The following is a 13989-nucleotide window of genomic DNA, read 5'->3' on the forward strand; positions in this document are numbered from 1 at the left end:
TGACCAGACGACGACACCGGCCGCCGTACGTCGGCGACCGGTGTCGAGGTGTCGGTGTCGGAGCTCAGATCGCGACGGTCACCTCGGCGACCGAGCCGACCTGGGCGTGCACCTTGCGGTCGACCGGGTCGGTGCGCGGCGCGAGGGTGCGCAGCGTCCAGTCGCCCTCGTTGGCGAAGAAGCGGAAGTGGCCGGTCGCGCTCGTCGGGACCTCGGCGGTGAACTCGCCGGTGCGGTCGAGCAGGCGGACGTAGGCATTGCCGACGGGCTCCTCACCGCGGACGACCTGGCCCTGGATGACGGCCTCCTTGGCCACGTCGACGCCGTCGAGGGAGAGGCCGCCGCGGGTCGCGCCGCACATCAGGCGTCGCCCTTCTCGTCGCCGAGGACCACGGGGACGCCGACGAGCGAGCCGTACTCGGTCCAGGAGCCGTCGTAGTTCTTGACGTTGTCCTGGCCGAGGAGCTCCTTGAGGACGAACCAGGTGTGCGAGGAGCGCTCGCCGATGCGGCAGTAGGCGATGGTGTCCTTGTCCCAGTCGACGCCCGCGTCGGAGTAGATCTCCTTGAGCTCGTCGTCGGACTTGAAGGTGCCGTCGTCGTTCGCGGCCTTGGACCACGGGACGTTGGCCGCGGTGGGGATGTGGCCGCCGCGCTGGGCCTGCTCCTGCGGGAGGTGCGCCGGGGCGAGCAGGCGGCCGGCGTACTCGTCGGGGCTGCGGACGTCGACGAGGTTCTGGGTGCCGATGGCCTCGACGACCTCGTCGCGGAACGCGCGGATGCTGCTGTCCTGCTCCTGCGCGGTGTACGACGTCTTCTCCCGGCTCACGGCGTCGTCGGTCAGCTCGCGCGAGTCGAGCTCCCACTTCTTGCGGCCGCCGTCGAGGAGCTTGACGTCCTGGTGGCCGTAGAGCTTGAAGTACCAGTAGGCGTAGGCCGCGAACCAGTTGTTGTTGCCGCCGTACAGCACGATCGTGTCGTCGTTCGCCACGCCGCGGTCGGACAGGAGCGCCTCGAACTGCGCCTTGTTCACGAAGTCGCGTCGCACCTGGTCCTGCAGGTCGGTGGTCCAGTCGAGCTTGATGGCGCCCTTGATGTGGCCCTTGTCGTACGCCGTGGTGTCCTCGTCCACCTCGATCAGCACGACCTTCGGGTCGTCCAGGTGCTCCTCCACCCACTGGGCGGTGACGAGCGAGCTCTCGCGGGTCATCTGTTCCTTCTCTCTGTGTTTCTCTGGTGTCAGTGCGCGGCGCGCTTGATCAGGAGGTACATCTCGCAGCCCAGGCAGAACCGGAAGACCGCGTTGAGCAGCGCCGCGACGAGCGCGAAGCCGATGGCGACCTGGCCGAGGACGGTCAGACCGCTCCCGAAGCCGATGAGCGCCACCAAGGTGAAGACCAGCCCGACCGCCTGCGCGAACCGCGGCGGCGCCGGGTCCTCGAGCTCGTCGGGTGCGGCCAGGCGCGGACGCACGAACGTCCGGAACAGCCACGCGTGCGGGGTGTGCTGCACGCCGCGGGTCGCGCCGACCGCGAACAGCACCGCCTGGACGCCGGTCAGGACGGCCGCGGCGGTGGTCGGGAGCAGCAGGACGACCACCAGCACCACGGCGGTGAGGCCCGCGGTGAACTGCGGCCCGCGCGGGTCGATGCCGGCGGACGCCGGCGTGCGCTGCTGCGCGGTGGTGGTCATGGCTCTCCTGATCGCGTGCGGTCGCGGGACGGGCTGGTCCCGGGCGTGCGACGTACTGCGGTGCGGCCGTCGTGAGCGACGGTCAGCGGCAGTGCGTCAGGAGGGCCGACACAGCGACGAGCGCACGCGGCAGTGGTCCACTGCGCGGCGGCGGGTCAGCATGGTCGTCGACACCCTTCGAGAGTAGGGCGCGACCGGTAGCCCGGCCCAACCGACGTCTCGCTTTGTGGACAGGTGTTCCACGGTATGAGACGCCTCGAGCACGCCCTATCCTCCTCGGGTGGTCAAGCGCGCCTTCGTCACCGGCATCACCGGGCAGGACGGCTCGTACCTGGCCGAGCTGCTCCTCGAGAAGGGCTACGAGGTCCACGGCCTCGTGCGGCGCTCGTCGACGATCAACCGGGGGCGGATCGACCACATCGCCGACCCCGACCTGCACCTGCACTACGGGGACCTGACCGACGGCGTGAGCATCGTCAACCTGATCCACGCCATCGAGCCGCACGAGGTCTACAACCTCGGCGCGCAGAGCCACGTCAAGGTCTCCTTCGAGATGCCGGAGTACACCGCGTCGACCGACGGCATCGGGGCCCTGCGGCTGCTCGAGGCGATCCGGGCCGCGGAGATCGACTGCCGCTTCTACCAGGCGTCGACGTCGGAGATGTTCGGAGCGAGCGCACCGCCGCAGAACGAGACGACGCCGTTCCACCCGCGGTCGCCGTACGGCGCGGCCAAGCTCTACGCGCACTACGTGACGACCAACTACCGCGAGGCGTACGGCGTCTTCGCGTGCTCGGGGATCCTCTTCAACCACGAGTCGCCGCGACGCGGCGAGAACTTCCTGACCCGCAAGGTCACGCTCGGTGTGGCGGCGATCGTGCTGGGGGTGCGCGACTCGCTGCAGCTCGGGAACCTCGACGCGGTGCGGGACTGGGGCTACGCGCCGGAGTACGTCGAGGGCATGTGGCGGATGCTGCAGCAGGACGAGCCCGGTGACTTCGTGCTGGCCACGGGCCAGGGGCGCACGGTGCGGCAGTTCGTCCAGACCGCGTTCGAGCACGCCGGGCTGGACTGGGAGCAGTACGTCACCCACGACGAGCAGTACGAGCGGCCGACCGAGGTGCACTCGCTCATCGGCGACCCGAGCCGGGCGCGTGAGGTGCTGGGCTGGAAGGCCGAGACCGACCCCGACCAGCTGGCGCGGCTCATGGTGGACGCCGACATCGAGCAGCTGCGCCGGCTGCTCGGCAGCTGACCCCCACTCAGTCGCTCAGGTAGCCGTGGGCGACGGCCCACTGCGACCAGAGCAGCAGCCGGACCCGCGAGGTGGGGTGCCAGCCGAAACCGGTCTCCTCGGCGAGACGCTCGGTGCTCGTGGGGTGCACGCTCACCTCGGCAGCGATCCGACCGGCTTCCCGGATGCGCTGCGGGTGCAGCTTCCGCGAGTTCGGCGGGAAGCCGGTGAGGAGCGCCACGGCGTCCTGCGCCCGGGCAAACCGGATCGCCATCCAAGCCGTGGCCTCATCGGCGTCCCTGATGGCGGCGGGGCGCCGCAGGCTGCGCCAGAGCTCGGCACGGCTGAACGACAGCTCGACCACGGTGAGGGGTGCGCCGCCACGCACCGAACGCGCCGGCGTGTCCACGATCTCGCTGCCGATCGCCACCGTGTGGAGCGCCGCGATCGCGTCGGACGTCTCCTGGCCGAACTCCTCGGCGACGCCCCGCCTCACCGTGTCGCCGAGGGTGAGGTCGAGCTGCTGCGCGCCGTCGAGTCGCCGGCCGACCTCGACCTGCTCCTCGAACGACACCGACCAGGCGTTGGGGTGGAAGTCGGTGCGGCTGTTCCGCAGCGACCACACCACCCAGCCGTCCGCCGTCATGAGGACGTTGTGCGAGCACAGGACCCCCGGGTAGGGGATCGACTCGTCGAGTCCGAACACCGAGACGTCGCCGTTGGCCGAGGCGAAGGCCGAAGGGTGGTGGCTGACCCAGGTGGCCAGCTCGTAGTCGAACGGTGCGCAGTCCAGCTCGTGCACCGAGTCGCTGAGGAGGTTGGACGCACGGACGAGAGCCGCCTTCTTCCGGTGCGGCTGGCGAGGCTCGACCAGGTCGGAGGGGACGCCTTCGTAGGTCGAGGGAGTGAGAGCGGGGTGCGTCAGACGGATGTGGATGTCGTCCGCCGGGATGCCGACGTACTTCCACCAGTAAGCGAAGTACTCGTCGAACCACCGCGCGCGGTCCGCGATCTCCGACCACCACGTGCCGACACCCTGCGAGTGCGCACGGTCCATCTCCCGCGCGGGGGTGCCGCGCTGGTCGGCGGTGGGGCGCAGGAGGGTCGCCACCTCGTCGCGCGGTGCCGTCAGGACGTTGAGGACCACGACACCGACGGGCACCGCTGCCAGGATCCCCGCCACCGCGACGACGTTCACCCACGGTGAGAGCACGGGCGCTCCGAGCAGTGCGTAGATCGTCAGCGCGCCGACGTAGACGGTCTTGATGGTGGGGACGAGGCCGAGGACCAGCCGTCTCGCGCGGACCACGGCGCTGGGCACAGCGCGAGCGTAGGTGCCGGCGGAGCCGGATCAGGCCAGCGGCGCGAGCGAGGCGATGACGGCCTGCTTCGTCGGAGCGCCGGAGGCGCGGGTGACCTCGCGTCCGTCTGGATCGAGGACGAGGGTCGTCGGGGTGCGCAAGATGCCGAGGCGGCGGACCAGGTCGAGGTGGTGCTCGGCGTCGACCTCGAGGTGGGTGACGCCGGGGACGATGCGGGCGACGTCCTCCAGGGTGCGGCGGGTGGCGCGGCAGGGGGCACAGAAGGCGCTGGAGAACTGCAGCAGGGTGGCGCGCTCGCCCAGCTGACCGTCGTACGCCGTGCCGGCGAGCACGGAGGCGACCGTCGGCTCGGACGTGGGGGCGGCACCGCGGACGGCGCGGGTGCCGCGGAAGCGGCCGTCGGAGGCGGCGCGGTGGAGGCCGAGGCCGAGGGCGGCGACGACCGCGACGGCGATGACGACCAGACCCGTTCCCACGTGTGGGGGAACGGGGGCGCCGGGCGCCGCATTCCCGCGGGTGCGTGCGACCCTCGGTCCGTGCTGGTGCCACGTCGGGTCCTGTGGGCGGCCCTGCTGGTGTGGTGCGGGGTGCTGGCGCTGGCGCTGCTGGCGCCGTCGTCGGCCGAGCAGTCGGCGCTGGTGGAGCACGTGCGGGACGTGGGGCTGCGGTTGGGGTTCTCGCCGGAGACGGCGACACCGGTGCGGGCGGAGTTCCTGGCCAACGCGGCGATCCTGGCGCCGGTGTCGGCGCTGGGGTCGCTGCTGTGGGCGCGGACCCGGTGGCAGGACTGGACGGCGATCGCGTTCGTGCTGTCCACGGGCGTCGAGCTGTTCCAGGGGCTGTTCCTCAGCCACCGCACGCCGTCCACGGTGGACGTCGTGGCCAACACGCTGGGCGGCCTGGCGGGCGCCCTCGTGGTCGAGGTCGTGCGGAGGGTGCGGCGCCGGTCCGCGTGACAGGATCGGGAGGTGCAGACCGGACGGGCGCTGGCGGTGGTGCGCAAGGCCGCGCCCACGCTGGCCCTGCTGGCGCCGAAGCTGCTCGACGCCGAGACGCGTGAGCGGCTGGTCGAGGCCGGGAAGGGCCTGGCCGCGCGGTCGCCGCGCCGTCAGCTCGCGGCCAAGGTCGAGGTGACCGCGCTCCTGGCCGAGCGGATGGCCGCGGAGGCCCGTACGCCGGAGGAGCGGGACCGGGCGGCCGCGTGGAACGAGCGGGCGCGCAAGCTGCGGATCCGGCTGGACCTGCCGGTGGTCGGTCGGAAGGCACGGGCCGAGCACCGCAGGTCGGTCCTCGAGCAGCTCGGGCGGCTCCAGGCCGAGATGGACCGTGAGCTCGACGTCTAGCCCAGCGGGAGCTCGACGCGGAAGGTGCTGCCCTCCCCCGGGCGCCCGGTGACGCTGACGCGACCGCCGTGGGCGTCGACGATCGAGCGGACGATCGAGAGGCCGAGGCCCGCACCGGGGATGTGGCGCGAGGCGGCGTCGGCGCCGCGGAAGAAGCGGCTGAACAGCCGGCCGACCTCGTCGGGGTCCACGCCGATGCCGGTGTCGGCGACGGTGAGCTCGAGGCCGTCCGGCGAGGCGTCGAGGCGTACGGCGACCGAGCCGCCGGGCTCGGTGTACTTCACGGCGTTCCCGAGCAGGTTGTCGACCACCTGGCGCAGCCGCGGGCCGTCGACGTCGGCGAGGACGGGCGAGGCGGGCACGTCGACGGAGAGGTCGAGGCCGGCCGCGACGGCGGCGGGGCGCACGGCGTCCGCCGCCTCGACCACGAGCACACCGACGTCGACCTCTGAGCGCGCGAGCCGCACCCGGCCGTCGGTCAGCTGCGCGACGGTGAGCAGGTCGGCGACGAGCTCGCGCAGGCGGATCGCGTTGCGCTCCATGACGTCGAGACGGTCGTGCACGTGCGCGGGCACGTCGTCGAGGTCGCGCAGCAGCTCCAGGTTGCCGAGCACCGAGGTCAGGGGCGTGCGCAGCTCGTGGGAGACCGCGGCCACGAAGTGGTCCTTGGCCGCGAGCGCGCGGACCAGGTCGGTGACGTCGTTGTAGGCGAGCACGGCGCCGAGGTGGTCGCCCTCGGGCGTGTGGATGGCCCGCGAGGAGACCGCGAGGGCGCGCCGGGTGGCGGGGTCCGCACCGACCTCGATGATGAGGTCGTCGAACTCCTCCCCCGCCTCCGCCCGGTTCGACGGCAGCTCGTGCGCCTCCAGGCGACGTCCCGAGGGGCTGAACAGGTCGCCGGGCCGACCCGCCCGGCCGTCGGCGCCCTCGGGGTGGGCGAGCTCGATGAAGTCCTGGTGCCGGCGGTTGGTCACGACGTACCCGCCGGTCTCGTGCACCGCCACGCCCACGTCGACGGAGTCGAGGACGGCCTGCAGGTAGCGGTGCTGGCGCTCGAGCTCGTCCGACGTGGCCGCCAGGCGCTCGGCGTACTGCACGGCCTCGGTGACGTCGAGGATCTGCGAGACGAAGTGCAGCGGCGTGCCGTCCGCACCCCGGATCAGCGCGACCGACAGGTCGCCGTGCACGACGTGGCCGTCGGCGTGGAGGTAGCGCTTGCGCAGGCGGTACGACGACCGCTCGCCCGCCAGCGTGGCCGCGACGAGGGCCAGGTCGGCCGCCAGGTCGTCGGGGTGGGTGATCTGCTGGAAGGTGAGCGCGCGGATCTGCTCCTCGGTGTGGCCGAGCATCTCGCACAGCGCGCGGTTCGCGCTCAGCAGCCGTCCGTCGGGCGCGACCAGCGTGGTGCCGACCGGCGAGTGCTCGACGGTCATCCGCCACAGCACCTCGCCGCCGACGAGCTCCACCGACTCGACCGGCTCGACGGTCATGCCAGCCCCCTCCGGAACCTGCGCGCCCACCCCGACAGGACCACGGTCGCAGAAACCGGGCCCGCGTGGGAGCGGATCCGCCGGTCAGCCGCCTGCGAAGGGCGGCAGGAACTCCACCGAGGCGCCCGGCTCGACGATGTACGTCGCGGGGTCGGCTCGCCCGACCGGCTGCTCGCCGACCAGCGTCGAGCAGGCCGCCAGCACCTCCGCGAGCCGGGTGTCAGGGTGCAGGGCCACGACCGCACGGCGCAGCTCGGCCAGCGTCAGGGGTCCGTTCACCGCGACGTCATCGGAGCCCGTCCCGGCGGCGGCTTTCGCGGCGGCCCAGTAACGGACGTGGATGACGTTCGTCTCAAGCACGGGTTGGATCCTTCCAATTGGTCCGCTGGGTTACCTATTCTGTTCCCTCACAAGCCGGAGCCCGACGTCGTGCCTCGGTCCGTACCCAGTCCTGGGAGGACCCCCTGATGAGCACGCTGCTCCTGTTGACCAACGCTCTCCAGCCCTCGGTCGAGGTGCTGCCGGGGCTGGCGCTGCTGGGCCACCAGGTGCGGATCCTGCCCGCCGAGGGCAGCGCGCTCCTCGAGGCGCCGGAGTCCGACCTCGTGCTGGTCGACGGCCGCCAGGACCTGGCCCACGCCCGCGACCTGTGCCGGCTGATGCGGACCACCGGGACCGACGTACCCGTGCTGCTCGTGGTCACCGAGGGCGGCCTCGCGGTCGTGCACCACGACTGGGGCATGGACGACGTGCTGCTCCACACCTGCGGCCCCGCCGAGCTCGAGGCGCGCATCAAGCTCTCCATCGGCCGGCTCGTCGCCGCCCGTGAGGCCGCCGATCCCGACGCCCACGTGATCCGCTCCGGCGAGGTCGTGGTCGACGAGGCGACGTACACCGCCAAGATCGGCAAGCGCCACCTCGACCTCACGTTCAAGGAGTTCGAGCTGCTCAAGTTCCTGGCCCAGCACCCCGGGCGGGTGTTCAGCCGCCAGCAGTTGCTGCAGGAGGTGTGGGGCTACGACTACTTCGGCGGCACCCGCACCGTCGACGTGCACGTGCGCCGGCTGCGCGCCAAGCTCGGCCCCGACAACGAGACGCTCATCGGGACCGTGCGCAACGTGGGCTACCGGTTCGTGGTGCCGAGCAAGGAGAAGGACGCGCGCTCCGACGTCAGCACCGACGTGTCGGAGGACTCGAACGCCTAGCCTTCGGGGCGTGGAGCCGCTCGAGGTCGTCGCCGCCGTCCGCACCGCCTGCGTCGACGCCGGGGAGCAGGACCCGCTGGACGAGGCCTCGCAGCTGCGGCTCAAGCACCACGGGCTCGAGGGCAGCACGCTGGCCACCTCCGGCGAGGACGGCTTCGCGTTCTCCCACGCCGGCGCCGTGGACCTGGCCGTCGCGCCGGGCGCCCGCGGCCGGGGCGTGGGCGGCACGCTGGCCGCCGAGGCCTTCGCGGGCTCCGGTCCGGTCACCGCCTGGTCGCACGGGGACCACCCCGCGGCGGCCGCGCTGGCCGAGCGGCACGGACTGCGGCGGGCGCGGGCGCTGTGGGTGATGCGGCGGCCGGCCGCCGAGCCGCTGCCCGAGCTCGTCGTACCCGACGGCATCGAGATCCGCGGCTACCGCGACGCCGACCGCGACGAGGTGCTGCGGGTCAACGCCTCCGCGTTCGCCCACCACCCGGAGCAGGGGTCGATGGACGCCGAGGACCTGGCGGGGCGGATGTCCGAGCCGTGGTACGACCCGGCCGGGCTGCTCGTCGCCGACCGCGGGGACGGCACCCTGGCGGCGTTCCACTGGACCAAGCAGCACGACGCGCGGCTGGGCGAGGTGTACGTCGTGGCCGTGGACCCGGCCGCGCAGGGCGGCGGGCTGGGGCGGGTCGTCACGCTGGCTGGTCTGCACCACCTGCACGGCCTGGGCGTCGAGGAGGTCCTGCTGTACGTCGAGTCCGACAACGAGCCGGCGGTGAAGACCTACAGCCGGCTCGGCTTCACCCACGCGGACGCCGACACGCACGTGCAGTACCGCCGTCCCTGACATACCTGGCCGGGTATCGCGTCACCTCTCCGGCCGAGGCTCGTTGAGCCCCCGTGAGCAGTCCACTCGAGCGCGAGCCCTCGCCGTGGGTGCGCAAGCTGCGGAGTGACCCGGTCTCCGAGCGCGTGGCCGAGGCGGAGTCCGCGCGCATCGACGCCGACACCGCGCGGCGCGAGGCCGAGCTCAAGGCGCAGGAGGCCCTGGCCGAGCAGAAGCGGGCCGAGGCCGTCCGCGTCGCCGCCGAGACCACGGCCGCCGCGCTGGCCCGCGAGCGGGACGAGGCGCTGCGGCGGGTGGCCGAGCTGGAGGCGGAGCTCGAGGCGACCGGCGAGACCGCTGCCGTCGAGGCTCCCGAGCCCGCCCCGACCGCTCCCGCCCGTCCGGCTCCGGGGGACGTCGCCTTCGCGCCCGTACGCCGCGGCGCGGGTGTCGTCGTGGTCCTGGCGCTCGCCGACCTCGCGGCGGCGGCCGTCGCGGTCTACCTGGCCTACCACGACCGCCTGGCGACCGCACCCGGTCTCCTGGCCGTGGCCGTCACCATCGCGCTGGCCGCCTCGCTGCGGATCGGGGACCGGCCCGAGTCCTCGGTCGCCATCAAGCAGGGCACGGTGGTCGTGACCCGGCCCGGAGGCACCGAGCGCGCCGACCTCACCGACGAGCGGACGCTGGTCGAGCTGGTCGGCGCGGGCCCCGAGCGGCGGGTGGTGCTGCTCCGCAAGGGCAAGCCCACCGTCACCGTGGACCGGTCGGTCGTGGACGTGGACCGGTTCGTGACCGCCGTGCGCCGCTGGCGTCCGGAGGCCTGAGCCTCAGCGGCCTCAGCGCAGCGGGCGCACGTGCAGCCCGACCTCGGGGTCGACCACGACCTCCTGGGCCACGGGCATGCCGTCGACGACCAGCTCGGCGGCCAGGTCGACGTTGCGCTTGACCAGAGCCAGCGCGATCGGCCCGAGCTCGTGGTGGCGGGCACTGGAGCCGACGGAGCCGACCACCTTGTCGCCGTTCAGCAGGTCCGAGCCGGGGGCCGGGAGGCGGTTCTCGGAGCCGTCGAGGTGCAGCAGGGTGAGGCGTCGCGGCGGGCGGCCGAGGTTGTGCACGCGCGCGACCGTCTCCTGACCGCGGTAGCAGCCCTTGTCCATGTGCACCGCGTCGTTGATCCAGCCGACCTCGTTGGGGATGGTGCGCTCGTCGGTGTCCACGCCGAAGCGCGGCTCGCCGCGCGCGATCCGCAGCGCGTCGTACGCCCAGAGGCCGGCCGCCGGACCGGCTGCCTCGGCGTACGCCGACAGCTGGTCGCGTGGGACGAGCTCGAAGCGGTCGTACGCCGCCCCGCGGCTCGGGCGCCAGGTGACGGCCAGGTCGTCGACGATCGCGATCTCGACGCGGGTCATGAAGACCATCCGCTCGAGGAAGCCCACGAGCGCGGCGGCGCGGCCCGGCTCGGTGTGCAGGGTGAAGGCCTCCCCGTCGTCGGTGCCGACGAAGGCGTGCTCCACGTGGCCGTGCGGGTCGAGGACCAGGCCCGGCAGCGTGACGCCGGGCTGGAGGCCCTGGAGGAACTGCGTGGTCAGCGAGTGCAGCCAGGTGAGCCGGTCGGGGCCCGAGATGCGGACCACCTCGCGGTGGGAGAGGTCGACGAAGCCCTCGCCGTTCTCCAGCGCGCGCTGCTCGAGGTTGAACGAGCCGTAGTGCGCGGCCACGGGCGCGTCGACGCCGTCGCCGGCCACCGCCCCGGGCAGCGCGAGCAACGGGCTGGTCGACGGGCTGGTCATGGGCACTCCTGGCAGGTTCCGAAGACGGTCAGGTGCCCGACGTCCGCCTCGAACGCGTGGTCCGCGCGCAGTCGCGCGAGCAGCGGCTCGAGCACCTCTGGGTCAACGGAGATGACGCGGTGGCAATTCCGGCACTTGAGGTGGAAGTGCTCGTGGTCGCGGACCGAGTGGTACGTCGGCGCGCGGTCCGACAGGTGCGCGTGGCGGACCAGGCCGAGCTCCTCGAGGACCTCGAGGGTGCGGTAGACCGTCGAGACGTTGAGCGCCTCGGAGTGCTTGCGGACCTCGGCCAGGACCTCGTCGGGCGTGGCGTGGCCGAGCGTGTCCACGGCGTCGAGGATCAGCTCGCGCTGGGGCGTGAGCCGGTAGCCCTTCTCCCGCAGCGTGCTCCGCCAGTCGCTCATGGGCTCATGCTCGCTGCAGCCTGGCCCACGTGTGCGGCTGGAGGGCCTGGCCCATCGCGGCCATGTCGAAGGCGTAGAGCAGGTCGCCCTCGACGTTGCCGTAGAGGCGGTGCCCCGCGACGTACTCCTTGGCGCTGTCGGTGCGCACCACCGCGTCGGTCTGCAGCTCGAGCTTGCCGTCGGCCGCGTCGCCGTACCAGATCTCGACGAAGCCGGTGTTGTGCGTGAGCAGGAACTCCATCTTGCCCTCGGGCCGGCAGCGCAGGAAGCCGGTCTCCAGCGCCGCGTCGCGGACCTTCTCGCCGTTCTCGTCGACGATCCAGCTGCGTGAGAAGTAGTGGAAGAACGGCCGGCCGTCGTGGGTGAAGATCAGCTCCTGGCCGAACTGGTGCGGCTCGATCGTCGGGTAGTCCAGGTGCCCGTTGCCGCGCCACGTCCCCAGCAGCCACGCCACCGGCGCGCAGTCGGGGTGGAGGTCGTCGGGCAGCTCGAACGGCACCGCCCCAGCCTAGTTGCCGATCAGGGCGACTCGAGGAGGACCGTGATCGGACCGTCGTTGATCGACTCCACACGCATGTCGGCTCCGAACCGGCCCCGCTCCGTCCTGGTCCCCAGTCCTCCGAGCGCCCCGCAGAACGCGTCGTACAGGGGCTCGCTCAGCTCGCGTGGCGCCGCCGCCTGCCAGGTGGGGCGCCGGCCCTTGCGGGCGTCGCCGTAGAGGGTGAACTGGCTGACCACCAGGACCGGTGCTCCGGTCTCGCTGACCGACTGCTCGTCGCGCAGGATGCGCAGGCCGTGGATCTTGCGGGCCAGCGAGTCGACCTCGCGCTGGGTGTCGCTGTGGGTGACGCCGAGGTAGATCAGGAGGCCGGGGGTGTCGATGGCGCCGACGAGCTCGTCGTCGACGGTGACCGACGCCGAGAGGACCCGCTGCACCACTGCTCGCACGACGAGCGGTCAGCTGGGCACGCTGGCGCGGTACTCGGTCACCCGGATGCGGTACTTGCAGCCGTTCGAGGTGTCGATCTCGTACTTGATGTGCTGAGCGGCCGCGCTGTACTTGGAGTACACCCCGTTGCCCGCCGGGTTCGTGGGGTTGCTCCACCACGGCTTGAGCAGCCCCACGCCGCCGGGGGGCGGCGGCGTCTGCTTGGTCGGGTCGTACACGAACCACTGGACGTGTCCGTCTCTGCTGCAGCCGTAGACGTTGATCCACATCGTGAACTTCGGGCCGAACGCGTGCGTCCACGACTCGTGGTCGGTGGAGCCCTCGTAGAAGTGCACCGTCACCTGGCCGGGCGCCGCTTGGGCGGGGGCCGGTGACAGCAGCGCCACCAGCGCTGCGATCGCCGCCGCGACCACCATGGCGGTGCGCCGACGGACGGAGCTGGCCCTGCGAGCGGACTGGGTCATCGGTGCCCCTCTCGGCGCGGTCGTCGGACCAGCACCGGATACCCGAGGACTCGGCGGCCGAAACCGCCGAGGGGCGCGCCTACGATGCGTCGCATGCCCGAGCCCCTCCTCATCACCGTCGCCCCCACTGGAGCCGAGAGCGCCAAGGCGGACGTGCCGCAGCTGCCGACCACCCTCGAGGAGCTGGTGGCGACGGCAGTCGAGTGCGAGGCCGCGGGGGCGTCGATGATCCACGTGCACATCCGCGACGGGGAGCACCAGCCGACGCTGGACGGGCAGCGGCTCAAGGACACGGTGGCGGCCCTGCGCGAGAGCACCGACCTGGTGGTGCAGCTCTCGACGGGTGGCTCGGTGCACGACCCGCTGGACCTGCGGCTGCGGGTGCTGGACGCGGAGCCGGACTCGTGCAGCCTGACGATGGGGACGACGAACTTCGGCGACGACGTGTTCTCCAACCCGTGGCCGTTCATCTGCGAGCTCTACCAGCAGACCCAGGACCGGGGCGTGGTGCCGGAGTTCGAGCTCTTCGACCTCGGCCACGTGGCCTCGCTCGAGCGGCTGCTCGGGAAGTATGGACTGCCGTACGGCGGGAAGGTGCACGTCGACTTCGTGATGGGGGTGCCGGGCGGGATGCCGGGCACGGCGGCCGCGCTGGTCGCGGGGGTGGCGGCGCTGCCGGCGGAGGTGACGTCGTGGTCAGCGACGGGGATCGGGCGCACGACACTGCCCGTGATGCTGGCGTCGCTGGCCCAGGGCGGGCACCTGCGAGTGGGCATGGAGGACGTGCTCACGATGGCGAAGGGCGTGCCGGTGGAGTCCAACCGGCAGCTGGTGGAGCGGGCGGTCGAGGCGGGGCGGGTCGCGCAGCGCGAGCCGATGGACGGCGCGGGCGCCCGGGCGCTGCTCGGGCTGACGCCGGCATGAGGCCACTGGTCGTCAAGGTCACCTGCGGCACGGAGGACCCGGAGCGGTGCAACCAGGGCTTCACGGTGGCGTCGACCGCGCTGGCGGCCGGCGCGGAGGTGTCGCTGTGGCTGACGGGCGAGGCGGCGTGGTTCGGGGTGCCGGGGCGGGCCGAGGGGTTCGACCTCGCGCTGGCCACGCCGCTGGCCGAGCTGCTCGAGGCGGTGCTGGCCGGGGGCCAGGTGACGGTGTGCTCGCAGTGCGCGGCTCGGCGCGGGATCACCGAGGACGAGGTCCGGCCCGGGGTGCGGATCGCGGGGTCGGTGGTCTTCGTCGAGGAGGCGCTGCGGCCGGACGCGCAGGCGCTCGTCTACTGA

The 13989-nt window shown here is 72.6% G+C and carries 20 protein-coding genes; 8 read left to right on the top strand and 12 right to left on the bottom strand.

Going from position 1 to position 13989, the window contains the following annotated elements; translation table 11 throughout:
• Nucleotides 1–64: 64 nt before the first annotated feature.
• The 3 genes from G5V58_RS19510 to G5V58_RS19520 are packed head-to-tail and all read right to left on the bottom strand — an operon-like array spanning nt 65 to nt 1691.
• Nucleotides 65–361: a DUF1416 domain-containing protein gene (locus G5V58_RS19510; protein ID WP_165236453.1), complete on the bottom strand. Its 297-nt coding sequence runs from the start codon at nt 359–361 to the stop codon at nt 65–67.
• Nucleotides 361–1209, bottom strand: a complete 849-nt coding sequence (locus G5V58_RS19515) for a sulfurtransferase (protein ID WP_165236455.1) — start codon at nt 1207–1209, stop codon at nt 361–363. The genes G5V58_RS19510 and G5V58_RS19515 overlap by 1 nt, the downstream gene beginning before the upstream one ends.
• 29 nt (nt 1210–1238) lie before the next feature.
• Complete coding sequence (locus tag G5V58_RS19520) at nt 1239–1691, bottom strand: DUF4395 domain-containing protein (protein WP_165236457.1); 453 nt, start codon at nt 1689–1691, stop codon at nt 1239–1241.
• Between the two features lie 280 nt (nt 1692–1971).
• Between G5V58_RS19520 and gmd the strand changes: the two genes are divergently transcribed.
• The gene (gene gmd / locus G5V58_RS19525; protein ID WP_165236459.1) at nt 1972–2946 is read left to right on the top strand and encodes a GDP-mannose 4,6-dehydratase; all 975 of its coding nucleotides are present in this window, start codon (nt 1972–1974) and stop codon (nt 2944–2946) included.
• Nucleotides 2947–2953: 7 nt separating this feature from the next.
• Here gmd and G5V58_RS19530 read toward each other — a convergent pair whose 3' ends face one another.
• Both G5V58_RS19530 and G5V58_RS19535 read right to left on the bottom strand, forming a co-directional pair.
• Nucleotides 2954–4246, bottom strand: a complete 1293-nt coding sequence (locus G5V58_RS19530; protein ID WP_165236461.1) for a hypothetical protein — start codon at nt 4244–4246, stop codon at nt 2954–2956.
• A 30-nt stretch (nt 4247–4276) separates the two neighbouring features.
• On the bottom strand, nt 4277–4723 hold the full coding sequence (locus G5V58_RS19535; RefSeq protein WP_165236463.1) for a TlpA family protein disulfide reductase: 447 nt from the start codon (nt 4721–4723) through the stop codon (nt 4277–4279).
• A 60-nt stretch (nt 4724–4783) separates the two neighbouring features.
• Between G5V58_RS19535 and G5V58_RS19540 the strand changes: the two genes are divergently transcribed.
• Complete coding sequence (locus G5V58_RS19540; protein WP_165236465.1) at nt 4784–5203, top strand: VanZ family protein; 420 nt, start codon at nt 4784–4786, stop codon at nt 5201–5203.
• A gap of 12 nt (nt 5204–5215) precedes the next feature.
• The gene (locus tag G5V58_RS19545) at nt 5216–5590 is read left to right on the top strand and encodes a hypothetical protein (RefSeq protein ID WP_165236467.1); all 375 of its coding nucleotides are present in this window, start codon (nt 5216–5218) and stop codon (nt 5588–5590) included.
• Here the strand turns inward: G5V58_RS19545 and G5V58_RS19550 are convergent.
• Together G5V58_RS19550 and G5V58_RS19555 are read right to left on the bottom strand one after the other, a co-directional pair.
• Nucleotides 5587–7080 carry a sensor histidine kinase gene (locus tag G5V58_RS19550; protein WP_165236469.1) on the bottom strand — a complete coding sequence of 498 codons (1494 nt, stop codon included), beginning with the start codon at nt 7078–7080 and terminating at the stop codon, nt 5587–5589. The two genes, G5V58_RS19545 and G5V58_RS19550, sit on opposite strands and share 4 nt — an antisense overlap.
• 84 nt (nt 7081–7164) lie before the next feature.
• Complete coding sequence (locus tag G5V58_RS19555) at nt 7165–7440, bottom strand: MoaD/ThiS family protein (protein ID WP_165236471.1); 276 nt, start codon at nt 7438–7440, stop codon at nt 7165–7167.
• 107 nt (nt 7441–7547) lie between these two features.
• Between G5V58_RS19555 and G5V58_RS19560 the strand changes: the two genes are divergently transcribed.
• The 3 genes from G5V58_RS19560 to G5V58_RS19570 are packed head-to-tail and all read left to right on the top strand — an operon-like array spanning nt 7548 to nt 9926.
• Entirely contained in the window at nt 7548–8285 is a 738-nt protein-coding gene (locus G5V58_RS19560; protein ID WP_165236473.1) for a winged helix-turn-helix transcriptional regulator, read from the top strand.
• A gap of 10 nt (nt 8286–8295) precedes the next feature.
• Nucleotides 8296–9120: a mycothiol synthase gene (gene mshD / locus G5V58_RS19565; RefSeq protein ID WP_165236475.1), complete on the top strand. Its 825-nt coding sequence runs from the start codon at nt 8296–8298 to the stop codon at nt 9118–9120.
• Nucleotides 9121–9173: 53 nt separating this feature from the next.
• Entirely contained in the window at nt 9174–9926 is a 753-nt protein-coding gene (locus G5V58_RS19570; protein ID WP_165236477.1) for a hypothetical protein, read from the top strand.
• A 12-nt stretch (nt 9927–9938) separates the two neighbouring features.
• Here G5V58_RS19570 and ygfZ read toward each other — a convergent pair whose 3' ends face one another.
• From ygfZ to G5V58_RS19595, 5 genes are read right to left on the bottom strand one after another with little or no spacing between them, the layout of a single operon-like run.
• The gene (gene ygfZ / locus G5V58_RS19575; RefSeq protein WP_165236479.1) at nt 9939–10892 is read right to left on the bottom strand and encodes a CAF17-like 4Fe-4S cluster assembly/insertion protein YgfZ; all 954 of its coding nucleotides are present in this window, start codon (nt 10890–10892) and stop codon (nt 9939–9941) included.
• Nucleotides 10889–11296, bottom strand: coding sequence for a Fur family transcriptional regulator (locus G5V58_RS19580; protein WP_165236481.1), 408 nt, complete (start codon nt 11294–11296; stop codon nt 10889–10891). Before G5V58_RS19580 ends, ygfZ begins: the two co-directional genes overlap by 4 nt.
• A 4-nt stretch (nt 11297–11300) precedes the next feature.
• Nucleotides 11301–11795, bottom strand: a complete 495-nt coding sequence (locus G5V58_RS19585; RefSeq protein ID WP_165236483.1) for an FABP family protein — start codon at nt 11793–11795, stop codon at nt 11301–11303.
• Nucleotides 11796–11815: 20 nt separating this feature from the next.
• Complete coding sequence (gene dtd / locus G5V58_RS19590) at nt 11816–12244, bottom strand: D-aminoacyl-tRNA deacylase (protein WP_165236485.1); 429 nt, start codon at nt 12242–12244, stop codon at nt 11816–11818.
• 9 nt (nt 12245–12253) lie between these two features.
• A complete protein-coding gene (locus G5V58_RS19595; RefSeq protein WP_165236487.1) occupies nt 12254–12709 on the bottom strand; it encodes a hypothetical protein in 456 nt (151 codons plus the stop codon).
• A 93-nt stretch (nt 12710–12802) separates the two neighbouring features.
• On the opposite strand from G5V58_RS19595, the gene G5V58_RS19600 reads away from it, so the two are divergent.
• Complete coding sequence (locus G5V58_RS19600; protein ID WP_165236489.1) at nt 12803–13633, top strand: BKACE family enzyme; 831 nt, start codon at nt 12803–12805, stop codon at nt 13631–13633.
• A complete protein-coding gene (locus G5V58_RS19605) occupies nt 13630–13989 on the top strand; it encodes a DsrE family protein (protein ID WP_196240528.1) in 360 nt (119 codons plus the stop codon). The genes G5V58_RS19600 and G5V58_RS19605 overlap by 4 nt, the downstream gene beginning before the upstream one ends.

Origin of the sequence: Nocardioides anomalus (genome assembly GCF_011046535.1) — a bacterium.
Taxonomy (GTDB): Bacteria; Actinomycetota; Actinomycetes; order Propionibacteriales; family Nocardioidaceae; genus Nocardioides; species Nocardioides anomalus.

What these genes read in the sequence shown, in the direction of transcription:
- ygfZ (WP_165236479.1), bottom strand. Translation starts at nt 10,892, where the DNA reads ATGACCAGCCCGTCGACCAGCCCGTTGCTCGCGCTGCCCGGGGCGGTG.
- G5V58_RS19550 (WP_165236469.1), bottom strand. Translation starts at nt 7,080, where the DNA reads ATGACCGTCGAGCCGGTCGAGTCGGTGGAGCTCGTCGGCGGCGAGGTG.
- G5V58_RS19605 (WP_196240528.1), top strand. Translation starts at nt 13,630, where the DNA reads ATGAGGCCACTGGTCGTCAAGGTCACCTGCGGCACGGAGGACCCGGAG.
- G5V58_RS19515 (WP_165236455.1), bottom strand. Translation starts at nt 1,209, where the DNA reads ATGACCCGCGAGAGCTCGCTCGTCACCGCCCAGTGGGTGGAGGAGCAC.
- G5V58_RS19595 (WP_165236487.1), bottom strand. Translation starts at nt 12,709, where the DNA reads ATGACCCAGTCCGCTCGCAGGGCCAGCTCCGTCCGTCGGCGCACCGCC.
- G5V58_RS19510 (WP_165236453.1), bottom strand. Translation starts at nt 361, where the DNA reads ATGTGCGGCGCGACCCGCGGCGGCCTCTCCCTCGACGGCGTCGACGTG.
- G5V58_RS19520 (WP_165236457.1), bottom strand. Translation starts at nt 1,691, where the DNA reads ATGACCACCACCGCGCAGCAGCGCACGCCGGCGTCCGCCGGCATCGAC.
- G5V58_RS19600 (WP_165236489.1), top strand. Translation starts at nt 12,803, where the DNA reads ATGCCCGAGCCCCTCCTCATCACCGTCGCCCCCACTGGAGCCGAGAGC.
- G5V58_RS19580 (WP_165236481.1), bottom strand. Translation starts at nt 11,296, where the DNA reads ATGAGCGACTGGCGGAGCACGCTGCGGGAGAAGGGCTACCGGCTCACG.
- G5V58_RS19560 (WP_165236473.1), top strand. Translation starts at nt 7,548, where the DNA reads ATGAGCACGCTGCTCCTGTTGACCAACGCTCTCCAGCCCTCGGTCGAG.